Below are 19009 nucleotides of genomic sequence, written 5' to 3'. Positions count from 1 at the left end.
ATGTTCATACTGGCAAGCTCGCCACGATGAACATGCGCTGGAACGGCAGCAGCGTGCTGCCGTCCGCGCCGGGCGGGTAAGCCTGTTGCATGCGGCGCGCATATTCGGTGCGGAAGGCCTGCAATTGCTGGCCTTCCAATCAGACAGGGAGTGCCGCAAAGTGGCCAGAAGAAAATAATGCCATCTCTTTGATCTGAATAATTCCCTCAGATCAGACCCGCTCAGCGTCCCTGACGGCTTTCGGCGTGATTGCGCGCATCGACGAAGCGCGCATGCGTTTCTTCAGCCTTGCGGCGGCCGAAGGCATAGTTGGCTTCCAGCCACATGACGTTGATGATGCCGAAGGCCAGGGCCAGGCCGATACCGAGTATCCAGGCGAAATACCACATGATGTTCTCCTCGTTGCAGTTTGCGATTGCGCGTAATCAATACGCCGTGTGTTCGTTCTCGTGGATGTCGCGGGCGGTGACCTTGCCCTTGACCACGCGATAGACCCAGCCGGTATAGACGATGATGAGCGGCAGGAAGATCAGCACCATCCAGAACATCAGGCCCAGGGTCTTGTGGCTGGAGACCGAATCCCACAGGGTCAGGCTGCTCTTGGCGTCCAGCGAAGAGGGCATGACGAAGGGGAACAGCGACATGCCGGCGGTGAGGATGATGCCGGTCACCGACAGCCCGCTGGCGATGAAGGCCAGGCGCGCACTGCGCACCAGCGCCAGCAAGGCCGCCAGTACCGCACCGGCCACGCCCAGCGCCGGGAACAGCATGGTCACGGGCCACTTGGCGTAGTTGTCGAACCAGGCACCGGCGACCACTTCCACCGTCTTGGCCAGGGGAGTGAAGGCGCTGTTGGCGTCCGGCATCGAGGTGATGCGATAACCCGGCATCTGGGCTACCCAGAAGCCGCCAGCCACGAACAGCAGCACCGTCACCAGCGCCGCACCGATGACGGTCTTGCGCGAACGCTCGCCCACGGCAGCCTCGGTCTTGACGAAGGCGAAGGCCGCGCCGTGCATCAGCAGCATGGCCACCGACAAGAGGCCAGCCAGCAAGCCGAAGGGATTCAACAGGGCAAAGAAGCTGCCAGTGTATTCCACGCGCATGGTGTCGTCATAGTGGAAGGGCACGCCCAAGAGCAGGTTGCCGAAGGCCACGCCGCAGATCAGTGGCGGCACGAAGCCACCGATGAACAGGCCCCAGTCCCAGGCATTGCGCCAGCGTGGATCGGCCACCTTGCTGCGGTAGTCGAAACCCACCGGACGGAAGAACAGCGAGAACAGCAAGACCATCAGGGCAATGTAGAAGCCCGAGAAGGCCGTCGCATACACCAGCGGCCAGGCTGCGAAGGTGGCGCCGCCGGCGGTGATGAACCAGGTCTGGTTGCCCTCCCAGGTGGGGCCGATGGAATTGATCAGGATGCGGCGCTCGGTGTCATTCTTGCCGGCGAAGGGCAGCATCATGCCCACGCCGAAGTCGAAGCCGTCGGTCAGGGCGAAGCCGATGATGAGTACGCCCACGAAGGCCCACCAGATCAGCTTGAGTGTTTCGTAATCGAAGATCATTCTGCTTTCCTCATTTCTTCTGGTGGCTTAGTGGCTGCCGGCATTGGCCGACGGATTCAGGGGCGGCGGCAGGACATCGTCGGGGCCGCTTTGCTTGCCCTTGGTTTCCCAGTAGTACTGGCCGGTATGCAGGCTGCTCGGCCCCAGGCGGGCGTACTTGACCATCAGGATCATCTCCACCACCAGCAGGAAGGTGTAGAACAGGATGAAACCGGCCAGGCTGAAGTACAGGCTGCCCGGTTGCAGCGAGGAGGCCGACAGGTGGGTCGGCAGGATGCCGGCGATGGTCCAGGGCTGGCGACCGTATTCGGCCACGATCCAGCCCAGCTCGGCGGCGATCCAGGGCAGCGGGATCGAGATCACGGCCAGGCGCAGCAGCCAGCGCTGCGGCGCCAGCTGCTTCTTGGCCAGGAACCAGAACGAGGCGGCGAAGATGAACAGGAATAGGAAGCCCAGCGCCACCATGCCGCGGAAGGCCCAGAACAGCGGCGCGACCTTGGGGATGGTGTCGTTCACAGCCATGCTGATCTGCTCCGGCGTGGCATCGACCACGTTGTTGGTGTACTTCTTCAACAGCAGGCCGTAGCCCAGGTCCTTCTTGAGCTTGTCGAACTCGACGCGGGCCTCGGGCGACTTGTCGCCGGATTTCAGCCGGGTCAGCGCGGCATAGGCCAGCATGCCGTTGCGGATGCGGACTTCATGCTCCTTCTTCAGATCCTTGATGCCCAGCACCTGGGTATCGGCCGAGCGGGTTGCGATCAGGCCCAGCACGTAGGGAATCTTGACGGCGTAGTCGGTGCGTTCTTCCTTGTCATTGGGCAGGCCGAAGAGAGTCAGACCGGCGGGGGCAGGGTGGGTGTCCCACTCGGCTTCGATGGCGGCCAGCTTGACCTTGTTGACTTCACCGGCGGTGTAGCCCAATTCATCCCCCAGCACGATCACCGAGAGCGTGGCGGCCAGGCCGAAACCTGCTGCCACCGCAAAGGAACGCAGCGCGAAGGCGGTGTCGCGGGCCTTGAGCAAGTACCAGGCGGAGACGCCCAGCACGAACATCGATGCCGTCACGTAACCGGCGGCCACGGTGTGTACGAACTTGACCTGCGCCACCGGGTTGAAGATCACCTCGGTCATGCTGACCAGTTCCATACGCATGGTCTCGAAGTTGAATTCGGCGCCCACCGGATTGTTCATCCAGCCGTTGGCGATCAGGATCCACAGCGCCGACAGGTTCGAGCCCAGCGCCACCAGCACGGTGACGATCAGGTGCTGCTTGCGCGAGAGCTTGTCCCAGCCGAAGAAGAACAGGCCGACGAAGGTCGATTCCATGAAGAAGGCCATCAGGCCTTCGATGGCCAGCGGGGTGCCGAAGATGTCGCCCACGTAGTGCGAGTAATAGGACCAGTTGGTGCCGAACTGGAATTCCAGGGTGATGCCGGTGGCCACGCCCATGGCGAAGTTGATGCCGAAGAGCTTGCCCCAGAAGCGGGTCATGTCCTTGTAGATCTGGTTGCCGGTCATGACATAGACCGACTCCATGATGACCAGGATCCAGGACAAGCCCAGGGTGAGGGGGACGAACAGGAAGTGATAGAGCGCCGTGACGGCGAACTGCAGCCGCGACAAAGAGACGACTTCATCAATGGGAACCATGTCTTACTCCGGTTTGGTAATTGTTTTAGATGCCTGTTGCATGTCAGCCGACGATGCCGATACGGAAGTTGGCGCGAGCATGCGTTGCTCCACCCGCTGTACCGGCATCTGCATGTGCTTGGCTTCGGGATGTGCGAAAAAGGTCTTGGCCAGCCCAGTAATGAGGGCCACTTTGACGATCAGCAGAATGGAGATTTCCGCCGCCAGCGGCATGCTTGTCAGCCGTCTGGAAGTGCCCCCTGGATTACACTTTTGCCCCAAAAAATGCTTCATCATCACCTCTATTTTTTATGTGGGTGTGTAGGAAAGCCGATTTGAAATGAAAGCATGGACGCCCAATGATCAGTAAATAGACTTCATGATCAGGCCAGCAGACACTACCATGCAAACTATCGAAAATGCCAGTTTCAGATGGGCTGGGTGCCAGCGTACTGCAAGCTTCCCGCCAAGCAACATACCAGCCATCGCTCCCGCAGAAAAAGGTAATCCAATACCCAGATCGAAGTGACCACTGACCATGCTGGTACCGACGCTGACCAATGAAATCAACGCGATCACCGCCAGCGAAGTTGAGACGACAGACTGCATGGCCAGGTCGGTCACCCGCTGCAAGGACGGTACGATGACGAACCCGCCACCCACGCCGAGCAGCCCCGAAAGCACACCCGCCAAGCCACCCATGACGGCAAGGCGACTGGCACAACGTGGTGTCCAGACGAAGCGTCCGCTCTGGTCGCGCAGGCAGGGGCAGTCATCTGGTACGGTAGCCGCGGCCGTCCTGCCGCGCCGGGCATCACGCATGCCCTTGATGGCCACCCACACCATGACAATGGCAAACAGCAGCGTCAGGTAGCGGGTATCGAGCTGATGGGCCAGCCACGTTCCCAGCGGGGTGAGAACAATGCCGACAACGGCGATCAGCGCGGCGGCGCGATAGCGTACGATGCCGGCCCGCAAACCGATCACCGCCCCCATCGCCGAAGCAATGCCAACGGCCAGCAAGCTGATGGGACCGGCCTGCGGCACGCTCAGATGCAGGCCGAACACCAGCAGCGGAATGGCCAGGATACCGCCACCGGCACCGGTGAGCCCCATGATGCAGCCCACCAAGGCACCCAGTAACAGGCTCATGCTCATCTCTGTCTCCTCAACCGACCATTTCGGGTTGCGCCAGCCACTCGTGTCCCTTGAGCATGCCTTCCCAGTACAGCGGCGGCAGAATGCGCTCCTTGAGCAGCCAGGCCAGGCGCGATGGACGTGTGCCATCCAGCATCCACGCCGGGAAGCTGGGCGCCAGCTTCCCGCCATAGTTGAATTCAGCCAGAACGATCTTGCCGCGTTCCACCGTCAAGGGGCAGGAGCCATAGCCGTTGTAGCGGGCCTGAACGGATTGCCGGCCCAGGTTGTGGAGCATATTGTGGGCGACCACCGGCGCCTGTTTGCGGGCCGCAGCGGCGGTCTTGGCGTTGGGCGAGTTGGCCGCATCGCCCAGCCCGAAGATGTTGGCAAAGCGCTTGTGCTGCAAGGTCGATTGATCGACATCGATCCACCCGGCCGGATCGGCCAGAGGGCTGCTGCGGATGAAGTCTGGCGCGGTCTGCGGCGGCACCACGTGGATCATGTCAAAGGGGACTTCCACTTTCTGGGAGCTGCCATCGGGGGAGCTGACTGCAAAGGTGGCGATCTTGCGTCCACCATCGATGGCGGTCAGGGTCTGTCCGAAGTTGAGATTGATGCCATAGGCCTGCACATACTCCATCAAGGCTGGTACGTATTCGGCCACGCCGAAGAGCACGGCGCCAGCAGAGCGAAACTGCACATTCGATTTCTTGAGCACGCCAGCGTGCCGCCACGCATCGCAAGAGAGATACATGGCCTTTTGCGGGGCGCCAGCGCATTTGATGGGCATAGGCGGCTGGGTGAACACGGCATCGCCTCCTTTGAAACGCTCCACCAACTCCCAGGTGTAGGGCGCCAGATCATAACGATAATTGGACGTCACGCCGTTGCGACCCAGGGTATCGGTGAGGCCTTCGATGCCGTCCCAGTTCAGTTTCAGGCCGGGACAGACCACCAGCTGCTCGTACTTGACCACACGGCAGCCTTCCAGCAGCACCGCATTGCGCTCAGGCTCGAAACCTGCCACGGCCGATTTGATCCAGCGTACGCCGCGCGGGATGAGCGATCCCATCACCCGGGCTGTCTGCGCGGGCTTGAATACACCGCCGCCAACCAGGGTCCAGCCGGGTTGGTAATAATGGACATCGGCCGGGTCGATGATGGCGATATCCAGTCCAGGCTGGCGCGCCAGCAGGCTCGACGCCACCGAGATCCCTGCCGCGCCACCACCCACGATGACTACCTTGTGCGTCGAGTCGGCCACATCGAATGGGGTGGCATTGCTCTGGTTGATTCTGCGCACCAGTGCGCTCAGGTCGTAACCCGCCTGTTCGGCACGGGTCAATATCTCCCCCGTGGACATGCGGCCGGCGCGCGAGAGCCCCCACAGCGTGGTACTGCGCATGCCACTACGGCAATAGGCCAGCACGGGCTTGGGTAGCTCTTCGAGAAGATGGTCGAATTCGTCCGCCTGGGCATCGGCCACCTGACCAGGGATCACCGGCAGATAGTGCGCCTGGATGCCCGCAGTCTGAGCTTGTTGTTCCACCTCTCTGAAACTGGGTTGGTCGCCGGCTTCCCCGTCCGGACGATTGCAGATGATGGATTTGAAGCCGGCCGCCGCGATCTCTGCCATATCGGCAGGCATGACCTGGGCCGAGACGGACAAGTTGGCCGTCAGTTGCTTGATGTTCATGGAATGTCTCCTTGATTGATGTGCCCCTGGCGGCGACGCCCCGGCGTCGGCCAGTAAGGGGAGGGGGATCAGCGATCCCGGGTAGCGCAACTGCTGATGCCCAGCAGCGGATACAGCGGACAGAAGCGGAACAAGCCGGTTCCTATTGCGATCAGGCCCAACCAGCCCCACCATCCTACGGTACCGGTCGCCGAAAGGATGACCAGGACGACGCCAATGACGATTCTCAAGATGCGGTCGATACCGCCTACATTGCATTTCATGATGACTCCTCAGGGTTGGTGATCAGACTGCGTCCAGCGGGATCTTCAGATAACGCATGCCGTTGGCTTCGGCCGGTGGCAACTGCCCCGCACGCATGTTGACTTGCACCGACGGTAGCAGCAGTACCGGCATGGCGAGGGTGGCATCACGGGCACTGCGCATGGCCACGAATTCCTCCTCGCTGATGCCATCGCGGACATGGATGTTATTGCTACGCTCTTCAGCCACGGTGGTGACGAACTGAAGCTGCCGGCCGTTGGGCTGGTAGTCGTGACACAGGTAGATACGGGTATGCGGCGGCAGGCTCAGGACCTTGTTGATCGAATGGAAGAGCGTGCGGGCGTTCCCGCCGGGGAAATCGCAGCGTGCGGTCCCGTAGTCGGGCATGAACAGGGTGTCGCCGACGAAGGCGGCGATCTGATCACCTTCCTCCACGACATAGGTGATACAGGCCGGCGTATGGCCGGGGGTATGCATGACACGCGCCTGCAGAGCGCCGATCCGGAAGTGCTCACCATCGGCGAACAGGTGATCGAACTGGCTGCCATCGTGAGCAAATTCACTGCCGGCATTGAAAAGCGCCCCAAATACGTTTTGCACCTGTCGGATGTGCTCACCGATAGCGATACGTCCGCCCAGCTTGCGCTTGAGATAGGGTGCCGCAGACAGATGGTCGGCATGGGCATGGGTTTCCAGGATCCATTGCACCGAAGCCTCGAGCTCCCGCACGCGCCTGATCAGGTGATCGGCGCTACTGGTGGAGGTACGGCCGGATTTGGGATCGTAGTCCAGCACGCTGTCCAGCAGTGCGCATTGCCGGGTTGTGCGGTCCAGTACCAGATAGCTCACAGTACTGGTGGCAGGGTCGAAATGACCTTCAATATGCAGGTTGTCCATGTTGTCCTCCTCTGATTGTCAGATATTTTGTTCATATCAAAACTTGTGCCAGATCGTGGGAATTTTTCAACCAACTGATTTATAAGGAAATTTTTACAAATGCACTTCATATGCAGTCCGAATGACTGCCAGTGACACTGCCAAGTGGCAGTGTCATACTGCCACTTGGCAGCGCATGTGCGCCGCCCCAGATCAGCGGGAGGTTCCCGCATGGACTTGCTGCTGAGGTCCATTTGCCAGAACCGCCTGGATGCGGCATTTGCCTGAATTTGTCTTGAAGAAAGCGAGAGATTTCGTGGAGTCGCTACCCGATGTTTTGCAGTCGTTCCAGGTACAGGCCCTGATTTCCTATCTGGACCATGAGCCCACGCCGATGATCGTGATGAATACGGAGTACGAGATTCTGGCTGCCAATACCGCCTACAAGAGGCAGTTCGCCACAGCTGGCAGGGCGCCCATTGGCCACAAGTGCTATGCAATGTCACACCATTACCAGGTTCCTTGCGATCAGGCAGGAGAACATTGTCCTTTGCAACGTGCACTGGCCACCAAGGGGCCGGATCGAGTACTGCACATTCATCACACGCCGCGCGGACCAGAACATGTGGATGTTGAGCTGCGGCCCATCATCGATCACCAGCATCGCGTGGTGGGATTCGTCGAGCGTCTGCAGACTGTGCGTCATGCCTCGGTACAAGCCAGTCGCCAGGGGCTGGTTGGCAAGTCTGCAGCCTTCAATCGTGCCCTGGGCGAATTGCAGCGGGTGGCGATGTCGGATCTACCGGTTTTGCTGCTTGGAGAGTCAGGTAGTGGCAAGGAACTGTTTGCGCGCGCAGTGCATGAGGCCAGTCCTCGGGTGCATGGGCCGTTCGTGGTGGTGGACTGCTCGGGATTGACGGAGACCCTGTTCGAGAGCGAGTTATTTGGATACGAAAAGGGCGCCTTTACCGGCGCCCATGTTCGCAAGGCAGGCCTGGTTGAAACAGCCAAGGGTGGTACCTTGTTCCTGGACGAAATCGGCGACGTGCCGTTGGCGATGCAAGTGAAGCTGTTAAGGTTGATTGAATCTGGCACGTTCCGACGCGTTGGTGCAGTGGATACGCAGCAGTCCGAATTTCGCCTCGTGGCTGCCACCCATAAGCCGTTGGAGGAAATGGTGGCCAGAGGCGATTTCCGTCAGGATCTTTACTACCGCATCAGTGCCTTCCCGATTCATCTTCCGCCATTGCGCGAGCGGCCCGATGACATACCTTTGCTGGTCGAGTCATTACTTCAGAGGGGGGCAGGGGGAGAAGGCAAGTCGCTGAAAATCTCTACGGAAGCCATGGCGCAGTTGTTGCAGCACGACTGGCCCGGAAATATCCGTGAACTTCGCAACGTGATCGAGCGGGCGCGCCTGTTTGCGGACGATGGCATGATCAAGAAAGAGCATCTGGCATTGGATCGTTTCAATCCGCCGCGAACTCCTGGGATCGACAAGCGTGCCCCCCAAGTACATGATCTTGTACAGATAGCACGCGAATTCAATGGAAGCCGCAAAGAGCTGGCAGCAAGTTTGGGGATGAGCGAACGTACGTTATATAGACGTATGAAAGAGGCAGAATCTGATTAGCGCTGGGCAAGGTAATTCTCAGTCTGTACACGGAACGGATCGGTTTTTCCCCGAAGGCGCTCGCTGAACACTGACCAACGTCGAAGCTGGCGCTTGGTTTTCATCCGGTAGGCCCGACGGGAAAGGCGACCGCGATGCACTTTTACTTCAACGAATGACCATGCAGCAGCTTGCCTTAATCAGGCAATCTGCAAACTATATTTTACATAATACAAATTATACGAATAAATATCCCTCGAATAAATACGAATAATAGCTATTCTCATTTGATACAATTTAAAAACACTTTGTTACATGAGGCAACAATATGCGTACTTTGAATCTCATTCAGGACCTAGGTGAACCCCAAGATGTCCATCTCAACCGAGCCTGGCATCAAGCCCGGCAGCGCAGCCTGCAACGCACCCTGCAAGCGCTGTTCCGCGAAAAGCTGCTGCAGCGGGAACACCTGATCTTCGATGGGCACTACGCCTGGCTGCCTTTGTGGAAAGCACAAAGCATGCTGCGCATCGAGGGCCTGCACCTGGGTGTGGCGGACAACTGCCAGCTCCACGGTTCCATTGCACACTACAGTGTCGGAAACCCGGTCCCGCAAGCCTTGCTGAGCTCGTCCATGTTGTTGGCAAAGGTGGCTCGGGCGCATGAGGACATTTCCGAAGCCAGCCTGCAACGGCTGATCATGGAGCTCTCCAACAGCGCAGAAAATGACGCCCTTTGCCTGAATTACCGCCAACACTGGGGACTTCGATTGCGTGCCGAGTTCAGGCATCAGCAGACCAATTTTGTCGCCGCATTATTCCGTTCAGCGCACCCCAACCCGAGCCTGCTGCTGGAACAATGGGGCACGCTGGGCCATCCCTGGCACCCCAACTACAAGACCAAACTCGGCCTGAGCAGCGCCGAGGTCATGGCGCTCTCGCCCGAATTTGAAGCCACGATCACGCTCTCCCTGGCAGCAATGCACGTCGATGTCGCCTGCATCACCGGCGGCCAGGACCACGCCGAATACCGGCAATGGTTCGCTACCCACTACCCGCAAGCCTGGGAAACGTGGACAACAGCCTTGCAGCACCGAGGTGAAGACGTTTCACACTGGCTCCCCCTGCCCTTGCATCCCTACCAGCTGGATCGCGCCATCCCCGAACGCTTCGCTCAGGCATTGGAAAAGCGCCAGCTCCTGCTGCTGCCCGAAGCGAGCCTGCCAGCCCGGCCGACCATGTCCTTCCGCACCGTGGTCCCTGAAGGCTCGCCGAGACAGCCGCACATGAAATTGCCCGTATCGCTGCGCCTGACCAGCGTCGAGCGTACCGTCTCGCCCAAGTCTGCCGTGATGGGCCCGCGCCTGACCAGGCTGCTGCGCGACATCATCGCCAGGGAAGACGGTTTCGGCGGACGGCTGGCCATCCTCGGTGAAGAAGTCGGCCTGTATTACCGCGCCCCGCAGGGCAATGACGATGTCTCCCGCCACCTGGCCGTGCTCTACCGCAGCAACCCCATGACGCAACGCTGCAAGGAGCGCATGCCGGTACCGGTGGGTACCTTGTTTGCAGATTCCCCTCTGAGCGGGCGTCCGCTGGTCTGCGATCTGGTCAGCGCAGCGTGGGGAGACGACGCCGATGCTGCCGAACACTTCTTTGCTGCCTATCTGGACGTCGCTTTGCCGGCAGTGCTGGGAGCTTATCTGCGCTATGGCATCGCCTTTGAAGCCCATCAGCAGAACAGCTTCGTGATGGTGGATGCCCAACTTCGGCCCGTGCAGATGCTGTTGCGCGATTTTGGGGACCTGCGCATCCATGCCCCCGCCTTGCGCCACAGCAGACTGGCGCTGGAAACTTACAGCAGCAAGCACACCCTGTTCGAAGACAACGATTCCGTGCGCGACAAATTTCTGCACGCCTTCATGCTGTGCCACATCATCGAACTTGCCTTGCTGCTCTCACGCGCCTATCAGAAGCCGGAAGCAGCATTCATGGCGGTACTGCGCGAGCGTCTCGAAGCCTGCTTCGCGGAACTCAAGCCAAACACCGAACCGCAGCGTTGGCAAACCGAGTATCGGGCACTGCTGCAGGATGACTGGCCGGCCAAGTCCTTCGTCCGCATGCGCCTGAGCGACACCTCCGAGGACGTCGTCCTGCGCATGCCCAATCCCCTGCTGGGCGCAGCATGAGCGTGTTGATGGGCCGCAGTCCGGCTGTGGCGTTGCGCTATCTGATGGCCATCCAGCTGCTCTCGATGGGCGCGATGGAAATGAGCGGCCCCTTCTGGCCTCTGCATTTGCGGGAGCTGGCTCCCATGTCGGCTGCCACGCTGGCCTGGGTCAGCATGGCGGTCTATGCCGGCCCCTTGTTGATGACCATGCTCACTGCCCCCTGGTGGGGCCGCTTGGGCGACCAGACCGGCCACAAGCCGATGGTGGTGCGGGCCTTGCTGGCGCTGGCGGTCAGCCAGCTGATGGCGGCCTGGACCGACAGCGTCACCGTAGTACTGCTGGCACGCCTGATCCAGGGCGCGCTGGGCGGCTTCATCGCTACGGCGCAAGCCTATGGTGCGGGTCTGGCCACCCCGGCGCAGCGCAGCTCACTCATGGCACGATTGCAAGTAGCCACCGCCATGGGCTCAGCCCTGGGCCCATGGCTGGGCGGCATCCTGTTTGACCTCTGGGGGTTCTGGATCGTCAACCTGACGACCGCGCTGGTCTGCGTGCTGTGCGCGCTGCTGGCTGCGGTGGCCCTGCCCTTCGTCAAGCCAGCCGCGCCGACTGATCGACAGCGCGCATCATCAAAGCCGGTTGCTCCAACGGCGGCAGAACGCCCTGCACTGCAGGCGTTTCAAGGCTTGTTGCTGGGCATCTTGCTGGTGCAGGCGGGCAAGATCATGCCGCAGGCTTTCTTTGCGGTGTATGCCGATCAGGTCCTGCATGCCAATGCCAGCTTCACCGGCCTTTGCTATGGCGCTACCGCACTGGGCCTGTGCATTGCGGCTCCGCTCTGGGCACGCGCCTTCGCTGCACTGGCACCGGAGCAAGTCCTGCAGCGGGTCAAGTGGATCACGCTGGCCTGCGCTGCCACGCTGGCCTTGCAGTCCATGAGTCATGTGCCGGCATGGTTTGTCGCGGCACGCTTGCTGTGGGGCGTGTTCCTCGGCGCATTGCTGCCGGTGTTCTACACCCTGCTGTCACGCCAGGCCGATGGCCACCGCCAAGGCTGGGTACTCGGCGCCGGCAACAGCGCGGCCAAGGCCGGTGCCCTGCTCGGAACAGCTGCCGGTGCCTTGGCCATGGGCTGGCTGCCGATCAGTGAAGTGTTCTGGCCCAACGCTGCCGTCTATCTGATCGTGGCCGCCGCCCTGCATGGTTTGCAGCGACGTTCCGACACCCGCGAGGCCGCCAGCTGAAACACCTCCCTTGCCGTCACAAGCTTTCCCTCCGCCAGCCTTCCGCCAGCCTCTGCAACAGAAGTTCGTCCATTCACAACGTAAAACAATATTGCTATGAACACCAAACTGTGTGCCCTCAGTGCCCTGCTGGCCCTGGCCTTCGACAGCTACGCGCAACAAGTCCAAACCAATGCGCTGCCGGAAGTGACCGTCAAGGCGACCGCAGATGACAACAGCGGCTACCGGCCCAAGAACTCCTCGGCGGCCACCAAGATCGACGTACCGCTGCGCGACGTGCCGCAAACCGTCAACACCGTCACCAAGCAGGTCATGCGCGATCAGAATGCCCTGTCGCTGCAGGATGCCCTGCAGAACGTGGCCGGTCTCAGTTTCAGTCTGGGCGACGCCCAGCGCGACCAGGTCATCATCCGCGGCTTCAGCGCCATCACCGATCAGTTCATCGATGGCGTGCGCGATGATGCGCTGTATTTCCGCGACCTCTCCAATGTGGAACGCGTGGAAGTGCTCAAGGGTCCGGCCTCCGTGCTGTACGGACGCGGCTCGGCGGGCGGCATCGTCAATCGTGTGACCAAGAAACCGAGCGACGATCCGGTCAGCGAGATCGGGCTCACCGTCGGCAGCGAAGGACAGAAGCGCACCGAATTCGACGTAGGCCGCAACAGCGCCGACGGCACGCTGCTGTTTCGCCTGACCGGCGCGGTGGAAGACTCCAGCAGTTTCCGCAACCAGTATTTCCTGGAACGCCAGGCACTCTCCCCTTCCCTGACCTACAAGCCGGATGCGCAGACCAGTTTCACGGCGCAATTCAATTATCTGCACGACAGGCGACTGGCCGACCAGGGCATCCCCAGTTACCGGGGCCGTCCCGCCGATGTGCCCATTGCCACCTATTACGGTGCGGCCAACGGGCGCGACAGGGCCTTCGTGCAATCCGAGGTGAAGGACGCCACCTTTACCCTCGACCACAAGTTCAGCGAAAGCCTGGCCTGGCGCTCGGTGCTGCGCACCTACGATTTCGATCTCGACCGCAACTACACTACCATCAGCCGGGTCACCCAGACCGCCAATCCGACGGTGACGATCGCCCAGGCCCATCGCCAGCGTGCCGAGCGTGGCTTGTTCTGGCAAAACGAACTGACCCAGAAACTGCAACTGGCGGGCATGCACCACGAGCTGTTGTATGGCGTGGAATACAGCTGGCAAAACAAGACTGACTGGCAGGTCACGCGCAACAATGCGGCGACCTATTCCCTGTTCAATCCGGTGCTGGCCAACTTGTCGCCCATTGCGGCCAACGCCGTGCCGAACATCAATGCGGAGACCCGGATCAATACGCTGGCCACCTATGTCCAGGACCTGATCAGCCTGACGCCGCAATGGAAACTGCTGGCCGGTCTGCGCTATGAGCGCCTGTCCCAGGACCGCGATGACAAGGTCGCCAGATCCAGCCTCAATCGCGTCGACACCCCGCTGTCGCCCCGTGTGGGCTTGGTCTATCAGCCCGATGAGCGCACCTCGCTGTATGCCGGCTACAGCCGTTCCTTCCAGCCGCTGGCGGACTCCTTCGTCTTCTACGGCAACAGCGCCCAGCTGGAACCGACCAAGACCGAGAGCAAGGAGGTCGGCATCAAGTACGAGCTCAACGACAAGACCAGCCTGACGGCCGCGCTGTTCGAGATGACGCAGAACAACATCCAGGTTGCCGACCCGAACCGGCCGGGCTTTGCCATCAACGTCGGTCAACAGCGCACACGCGGTGTGGAATTGTCCGCCAGCGGCGAGCTTGCACCGCACTGGAATCTCATCGCCGGCTATGCCTACATGAATGGGCTCATCGTTCAATCCAGCGGGCTGACCTCCGCTGGCACGCCCTTCCAGGGTAACGTGTCGTCCCTTACGCCGCGTCACACCTTCAACCTGTGGCTCAAGCGCGATCTGCCTGATGGCTACTGGGTGGCGGCGGGCGCGCGGGCCGAATCGGCGCGTTTCGCTTCCTCTGACAACCTGACGGTATTGCCCGGCTATGCAGTCATCAATCTTGGCGCAGGTTATGTAGCCGAGAAGTTTGACGTCACGCTGTCACTGAAGAATCTGCTGGATCGCCGCTACTTCATCTCCGCCCACAGTGCCGCCAACGATTACAACATGCCCGGCGAGCCGCGCAGCCTGCTGGTGAGTACGCGTTACCGGTTCTGATAGCGGAGCGGCCGCGTGCGTGCTTTGCCCGCATCGGATCCTGTCCCCTTGCAGACAAGAGCCGATGCGGAGGCGAGCAAGTCGCGGCCGGCCTGGCCCGGATCTCCAGGACTACCGATGATTCGAGAAGTCTGCCTCGGTACGGGATATATTCCCTCGGCCATCATGAAATGGATTCAACCCTCAGCCTTAGCGGGGTGGCTTGAATTGGCCGGCCATCTGATGCTGTCGTTATGCTGTATCGAGGCGCAATGCACTGGCTGGATCCGGCGCAGCTGCCGCCAAGGAAGTCAGCCGGGACGACCATTGTTGATGCGGTGGAGCGCCAGATTCATCATGGTCTCGCGGAGGAACTCCACCACTCGTCGCGCACTCGGCGACAAGGGCCACTCCGCCCGATGGATCAGCCACAGGTTATCGACCACCTGGGTGCCATTCTGGATGACCTGCAACTGATCCTGTCGCGCGAACGCCTGACGCGCAAAGCGCGGGATCACCGTGAAGCCCAACCCGCGGCTCACTGGTTCCAGGATCAGGCCAATCTGGTTGCTGAAGCCATGGCAGGGTAGCTGCCGCACCCCAGGTGCGTCCGGGAAGCGACGGCTGAGCAGACGCGTGGCCATGGCCTGCCCGTCCGGATGATCGATGAAACCCAGTCGTGCAAGATCATCCCACTGATCTGCATGACGGCCGGCGGGTACCACCAGTTCGAGCGGCTCTTCTGCGAAGTGCGTCACACTCAGACGCGCATCATCGGGCCGCAGCGCCAACACCCCAAGTTCATAGCGGTTCTCCAGTACCTCACGCAATACTTCGGTATCGGGAGCAAAGCGGTGGCGCACTGACAGCCCCTGCCAGCGCTGCTGCAAATCCATCAGTAGCGGATACAGGCATAGTCCGATGCTGCCCGGGGTGATGAGAGAAACCTCGCCCGGCGTATGGTCCGCCTCTACCAGACGCTGACGCAAACGGCGCTCGGCATGATCAGCCTCACGGCAGTATTCCAGCAACAGCAGGCCGGCTGGCGTGAACTCGAGGCGGCGCGGGCTGCGAATCAGCAAGGGCCCCAGCTCAAGTTCCAACTGACGCACGTGCTGACTCACGGCCGCCTGCGTGAGGCCCAGACGATCGGCACTACGGGTGAAGCTGCCCTCCTCGCCCAGTGTGGCAAAGGTTCGCAGCCATTGCGGATTTAGCATAAGCAAAATTTATGGCACTGATAATTTGCACGTCATTTTAATGATTCGGGGCAGGTCCTACACTACGACCCTCTGGTCCGTCGCAAATCTCCCGCTGCGCCCTCAGTCTGGAAAGGAAATCTCGTGCCCCGCTATCCCCGGAATTTTTCTCACATCGGCCTCTCAGTCACGGATCTGGATGCTGCCGTCAAGTTCTATACCGAAGTGCTGGGATGGTACCTCATCATGCCGCCCACCACGATCAGCGAAAATGACAGCGCCATCGGCGTGATGTGTACCGATGTCTTCGGCGTCGGCTGGGGCTCTTTCCGTATCGCCCATCTCTCCACGGGTGACCGTGTCGGCGTGGAAATCTTCGAGTTCCGCAACGCTGAACGCCCGGCTGACAACTTCCAGTACTGGAAAAGCGGCGTTTTCCATTTCTGTGTGCAGGACCCGGATGTCGAAGGGCTGGCCGCCCGGATCGTGGCAGCCGGAGGCAAGCAGCGCATGCCCGTCAGGTATTACTTTCCCGGCGAAAAACCCTATCGCATGGTCTACATGGAAGACCCTTTCGGCAATATTCTGGAGATCTACAGTCACAGCTACGAGCTGACCTATTCGGCGGGGGCTTATGCCTGAGATCGCCTTGCCGCCACTGCCACCGGACCACCTCGCGTGGGGTTGGTATGCAGGTTTTGACACGCGGGCCTTGCGCCCCGAGCGGCAGCCGCTGCCGCAGGTCGGGACGGGCCAGGTGCTGGTGCGCAATCGCGTCGTCGGTCTCAACCCGGTTGACTGGAAAGTACTGGGCCGCATGGGCGCATCCTGGGCCCCCGGACATGTGCCCGGGGTGGACGGTGCGGGAGAAGTCATGCGCTTGGGTCCGGACGTACCGTACAACTGGCTGGGCAGCCGTGTGGCCTATCACCAGGACCTGCGCCGTGGTGGCAGCTTTGCCGAGTACACCGTGGTCGATGCGCGTGCGCTCATGCGTATTCCGCATGCAATGAGCTTTGCTGATGCAGCAGCCTTTCCCTGCCCTGCATTGACGGCTTGGATGGCGCTGCAGAAGCTGCCTGCGCCTGCGGGCCGGAGGTTGCTCATCAGCGGAGCCGGCGGATCGGTTGGCCACTATCTGGTGCAGCTGGCGTGCCGTCAAGGCTGGCAGGTAACCGCCATGGCCCATGCGCGTCATTGGCCGCGCCTGCATGCGCTGGGAGCGATCAACTGCCTCGATGGCCCCCTGTCGCCGACTCATGGTGCATTGATCAATGACCTGCACGTCACGGCCATCATCGATTGCATCGGTGCACAGCATGCCGCCCTGCTCGCCTCCGCCCTGGATGCCAATGGCCATCTGGTCTGCATACAGGGTCGCCTTGAACACTGGCCTTGCGCGCCATTCGGCCGCGCGCTGTCGCTACATGAAGTGGCGCTGGGTGCCTTGCACGTGCATGGCAGCGATGCCGACTGGAATACGCTCACCGGCGCTGGCCAGCAGATGTTGCAGGATCTCGCCCGGAGGGACTTGCAAGCCGAGCAGCATCTGCTGCATGACTTCGATCAGCTGCCTAAATCGCTCGAAGGACTCAAGCAGCGCAATTTCACCGGCAAGTCGCTGGTCCACGTCAGTTCATGAACGCCGCTACGGCCTTACGGGGAAACGCCGCCCGGATGCGCTGGATTACGTGGCTGGTCACCGGCGCCCTGTTCATGGAGATCCTCGACGGTGCCATCACGACGCCGGCCATCCCCGCCATGGCGCGCGACTTCGGTGTCACGCCACTGGCCCTCAATGTAGGCATCAGTGCCTATCTGCTGGCCGTGGGCATCTTCATCCCTGCCAGCAGCTGGATCGCCGATCGCTTCGGCTCGCGCCGGGTCTTCATGTCGGCTATCGCCCTCTTTACGCTCAGCTCAGTGCTTTGCGCACTGGTGCAGCATCTGGAAGCCTTCGTTGCGATCCGCATCATCCAGGGCATCAGCGGCGCCCTGATGGTCCCGGTCGGGCGATTGGTGATACTGCGCCAGACCCCGCGCGAAAATCTCATGGCTGCGATGTCCGCACTGATCTGGCCGGCGCTGGTGGCCCCGGTGCTCGGTCCACCATTGGGCGGCTTCATCAGCCAGCATCTGGGCTGGCAATGGATTTTCCTGATCAACGCCCCCCTCGGTCTGCTGGCGTGGGTGGTGGCGTGGCGCATCCTTCCCGACGTCCGTGGCGAACAGATCACTCGCTTCGACTGGACCGGCTTCCTGCTCTGTGGCGGCAGCATCTCGCTGTTGCTGATCGCACTGGAGAAGTTGGAGGCCAATATCGACGCAACAAGCCTATGGTCCGGCCTGGCCGGAGTGATTCTGGGCGGACTGTCATGTCGGCATTTCTTGCGCAGCAGCGCGCCGATGCTGGACCTGGCAGCACTGCGCATTCCTACTTTCCGCTTTGCCATGTTCAGCGGCACACTGGCCCGCATGGCCATCGGTGCTGCGCCTTTTCTGCTCACGCTGATGTTCCAGCTCGGCTTCGGTGCTGATCCAGGTACGGCCGGCCTGCTGGTACTGGCACTGTTCGCCGGCAACCTTCTGATGAAGAGCATGACCACCCGCGTGTTGCGCGAGTTCGGCTACCGCCAGGTCCTGTTGTTCAATGGCGCGCTCTGTGCAATTGCCTTGCTGGGCTGCGCCCAACTGCAGCCACACGACTCTCCGGTCCTGCTAGTTCCGCTGCTGATCGTTGCCGGAATGACGCGCTCGATGCAGTTCACCGCCCTCGGCACCATCGGTTTTGCCGATGTGCCCAAAGCCATGATGGGGCATGCCAACGGACTGTCCAACACGATCAATCAGATTGGCATGGCAGCCGGCATCACCGTCGCTTCACTGAGCGTGCGCCTGGCGCACGGCGGGGTGAACCGTAACCTCGTTACTCCCACCCTGGAAGATTTTCAGATGGCCTTCATCGTACTGGCACTGATGGTGGTGGTGAGCCTGCTGGGCGTGCTGCGGCTACCTGCGCATGCAGGGCAGGAGTTCATTCAACGCGGCGGGCAGGGCTGAACCCCAAGTTGGCATTTTGTCGCGCGCAGGTTTCCATGATCATCTCGGGCGTTCTATCGCGCATGGATCATCTGATTCAACGCAGTCCCCCCTGACAAGAGGCCTACCCATTAAATTCGGATCAACGTTGTTGCAATACACGCGCAACGATTGAAGCGCATCCGCCTGGTATTTCCTGTTGCTGCAAATCCAGGTAAAGGACATCGAATGTGTTTTAAATATAAATAATTCTTATTTAAAATATTTCAGTTCTAGCAGTCGCTTGCAGACTCCATCCACGGCTTGCACCTGCATCTGCCAGATACTCCGCGAAATCCCGCCAGCCGCCAGACTCGCCCCCTCCCTTCAAACCAGGAATCTTCGCCACCTGCATGTC

At 60.8% G+C, this 19009-nt stretch carries 16 protein-coding genes; 7 read left to right on the top strand and 9 right to left on the bottom strand.

Annotated features, from left to right (window positions below; all coding sequences use genetic code 11):
- Positions 1 to 221 precede the first annotated feature (221 nt).
- From cydX to ACWHXP_RS08180, 8 genes are all read right to left on the bottom strand, one after another.
- Positions 222 to 389: a cytochrome bd-I oxidase subunit CydX gene (cydX, locus tag ACWHXP_RS08215; protein WP_034334022.1), complete on the bottom strand. Its 168-nt coding sequence runs from the start codon at positions 387 to 389 to the stop codon at positions 222 to 224.
- A gap of 36 nt (positions 390 to 425) precedes the next feature.
- Complete coding sequence (gene cydB / locus ACWHXP_RS08210) at positions 426 to 1565, bottom strand: cytochrome d ubiquinol oxidase subunit II (RefSeq protein ID WP_489634044.1); 1140 nt, start codon at positions 1563 to 1565, stop codon at positions 426 to 428.
- 27 nt (positions 1566 to 1592) lie between these two features.
- A complete protein-coding gene (locus ACWHXP_RS08205; RefSeq protein WP_489634045.1) occupies positions 1593 to 3215 on the bottom strand; it encodes a cytochrome ubiquinol oxidase subunit I in 1623 nt (540 codons plus the stop codon).
- Between the two features lie 3 nt (positions 3216 to 3218).
- Positions 3219 to 3491, bottom strand: coding sequence for a cytochrome oxidase putative small subunit CydP (gene cydP / locus ACWHXP_RS08200; RefSeq protein WP_489634046.1), 273 nt, complete (start codon positions 3489 to 3491; stop codon positions 3219 to 3221).
- Positions 3492 to 3557: 66 nt separating this feature from the next.
- The gene (locus tag ACWHXP_RS08195) at positions 3558 to 4352 is read right to left on the bottom strand and encodes a sulfite exporter TauE/SafE family protein (RefSeq protein ID WP_489634047.1); all 795 of its coding nucleotides are present in this window, start codon (positions 4350 to 4352) and stop codon (positions 3558 to 3560) included.
- Between the two features lie 10 nt (positions 4353 to 4362).
- Entirely contained in the window at positions 4363 to 6030 is a 1668-nt protein-coding gene (locus ACWHXP_RS08190; protein WP_489634048.1) for a bifunctional protein tyrosine phosphatase family protein/NAD(P)/FAD-dependent oxidoreductase, read from the bottom strand.
- A 68-nt stretch (positions 6031 to 6098) separates the two neighbouring features.
- Positions 6099 to 6293, bottom strand: a complete 195-nt coding sequence (locus ACWHXP_RS08185; RefSeq protein WP_034337443.1) for a YgaP family membrane protein — start codon at positions 6291 to 6293, stop codon at positions 6099 to 6101.
- Positions 6294 to 6315: 22 nt separating this feature from the next.
- Positions 6316 to 7191, bottom strand: a complete 876-nt coding sequence (locus ACWHXP_RS08180) for an MBL fold metallo-hydrolase (protein ID WP_489634049.1) — start codon at positions 7189 to 7191, stop codon at positions 6316 to 6318.
- Between the two features lie 373 nt (positions 7192 to 7564).
- On the opposite strand from ACWHXP_RS08180, the gene ACWHXP_RS08175 reads away from it, so the two are divergent.
- The 4 genes from ACWHXP_RS08175 to ACWHXP_RS08160 all read left to right on the top strand — a co-directional run bounded on the left by ACWHXP_RS08175 (position 7565) and on the right by ACWHXP_RS08160 (position 14395).
- Positions 7565 to 8803 (top strand): sigma-54 interaction domain-containing protein, encoded by a 1239-nt coding sequence (locus ACWHXP_RS08175; RefSeq protein WP_489635864.1) that lies wholly within the window; start codon positions 7565 to 7567, stop codon positions 8801 to 8803.
- Positions 8804 to 9110: 307 nt separating this feature from the next.
- Positions 9111 to 10970, top strand: a complete 1860-nt coding sequence (locus ACWHXP_RS08170; RefSeq protein WP_489634050.1) for an IucA/IucC family protein — start codon at positions 9111 to 9113, stop codon at positions 10968 to 10970.
- Entirely contained in the window at positions 10967 to 12196 is a 1230-nt protein-coding gene (locus ACWHXP_RS08165) for an MFS transporter (protein ID WP_209535904.1), read from the top strand. Before ACWHXP_RS08170 ends, ACWHXP_RS08165 begins: the two co-directional genes overlap by 4 nt.
- A gap of 96 nt (positions 12197 to 12292) precedes the next feature.
- Positions 12293 to 14395: a TonB-dependent receptor gene (locus ACWHXP_RS08160; protein ID WP_489634051.1), complete on the top strand. Its 2103-nt coding sequence runs from the start codon at positions 12293 to 12295 to the stop codon at positions 14393 to 14395.
- Between the two features lie 290 nt (positions 14396 to 14685).
- Here ACWHXP_RS08160 and ACWHXP_RS08155 read toward each other — a convergent pair whose 3' ends face one another.
- The gene (locus ACWHXP_RS08155; protein WP_121045402.1) at positions 14686 to 15594 is read right to left on the bottom strand and encodes a LysR family transcriptional regulator; all 909 of its coding nucleotides are present in this window, start codon (positions 15592 to 15594) and stop codon (positions 14686 to 14688) included.
- Between the two features lie 123 nt (positions 15595 to 15717).
- Here ACWHXP_RS08155 and ACWHXP_RS08150 point away from each other — a divergent pair, with 123 nt between their 5' ends.
- From ACWHXP_RS08150 to ACWHXP_RS08140, 3 genes are read left to right on the top strand one after another with little or no spacing between them, the layout of a single operon-like run.
- Positions 15718 to 16215 (top strand): lactoylglutathione lyase family protein, encoded by a 498-nt coding sequence (locus tag ACWHXP_RS08150; protein WP_489622859.1) that lies wholly within the window; start codon positions 15718 to 15720, stop codon positions 16213 to 16215.
- A complete protein-coding gene (locus tag ACWHXP_RS08145; RefSeq protein WP_489622860.1) occupies positions 16208 to 17215 on the top strand; it encodes an alcohol dehydrogenase catalytic domain-containing protein in 1008 nt (335 codons plus the stop codon). Before ACWHXP_RS08150 ends, ACWHXP_RS08145 begins: the two co-directional genes overlap by 8 nt.
- Positions 17216 to 17250: 35 nt before the next feature.
- Positions 17251 to 18633: an MFS transporter gene (locus ACWHXP_RS08140; protein ID WP_489634052.1), complete on the top strand. Its 1383-nt coding sequence runs from the start codon at positions 17251 to 17253 to the stop codon at positions 18631 to 18633.
- Positions 18634 to 19009: the final 376 nt, after the last annotated feature.

This window comes from Herbaspirillum sp. Her2, from assembly GCF_057961375.1.
The sequence above is the reverse complement of the archived record's forward strand: the minus strand, read 5'-3'. Positions and strand labels throughout refer to the sequence as shown.

Excerpts from the sequence above, each read along its gene's own strand:
- cydX (WP_034334022.1), bottom strand. The coding sequence starts at position 389 with ATGTGGTATTTCGCCTGGATACTCGGTATCGGCCTGGCCCTGGCCTTC.
- cydB (WP_489634044.1), bottom strand. The coding sequence starts at position 1,565 with ATGATCTTCGATTACGAAACACTCAAGCTGATCTGGTGGGCCTTCGTG.
- ACWHXP_RS08205 (WP_489634045.1), bottom strand. The coding sequence starts at position 3,215 with ATGGTTCCCATTGATGAAGTCGTCTCTTTGTCGCGGCTGCAGTTCGCC.
- cydP (WP_489634046.1), bottom strand. The coding sequence starts at position 3,491 with ATGATGAAGCATTTTTTGGGGCAAAAGTGTAATCCAGGGGGCACTTCC.
- ACWHXP_RS08195 (WP_489634047.1), bottom strand. The coding sequence starts at position 4,352 with ATGAGCATGAGCCTGTTACTGGGTGCCTTGGTGGGCTGCATCATGGGG.
- ACWHXP_RS08190 (WP_489634048.1), bottom strand. The coding sequence starts at position 6,030 with ATGAACATCAAGCAACTGACGGCCAACTTGTCCGTCTCGGCCCAGGTC.
- ACWHXP_RS08185 (WP_034337443.1), bottom strand. The coding sequence starts at position 6,293 with ATGAAATGCAATGTAGGCGGTATCGACCGCATCTTGAGAATCGTCATT.
- ACWHXP_RS08180 (WP_489634049.1), bottom strand. The coding sequence starts at position 7,191 with ATGGACAACCTGCATATTGAAGGTCATTTCGACCCTGCCACCAGTACT.
- ACWHXP_RS08175 (WP_489635864.1), top strand. The coding sequence starts at position 7,565 with ATGATCGTGATGAATACGGAGTACGAGATTCTGGCTGCCAATACCGCC.
- ACWHXP_RS08170 (WP_489634050.1), top strand. The coding sequence starts at position 9,111 with ATGCGTACTTTGAATCTCATTCAGGACCTAGGTGAACCCCAAGATGTC.
- ACWHXP_RS08165 (WP_209535904.1), top strand. The coding sequence starts at position 10,967 with ATGAGCGTGTTGATGGGCCGCAGTCCGGCTGTGGCGTTGCGCTATCTG.
- ACWHXP_RS08160 (WP_489634051.1), top strand. The coding sequence starts at position 12,293 with ATGAACACCAAACTGTGTGCCCTCAGTGCCCTGCTGGCCCTGGCCTTC.
- ACWHXP_RS08155 (WP_121045402.1), bottom strand. The coding sequence starts at position 15,594 with ATGCTAAATCCGCAATGGCTGCGAACCTTTGCCACACTGGGCGAGGAG.
- ACWHXP_RS08145 (WP_489622860.1), top strand. The coding sequence starts at position 16,208 with ATGCCTGAGATCGCCTTGCCGCCACTGCCACCGGACCACCTCGCGTGG.
- ACWHXP_RS08140 (WP_489634052.1), top strand. The coding sequence starts at position 17,251 with ATGCGCTGGATTACGTGGCTGGTCACCGGCGCCCTGTTCATGGAGATC.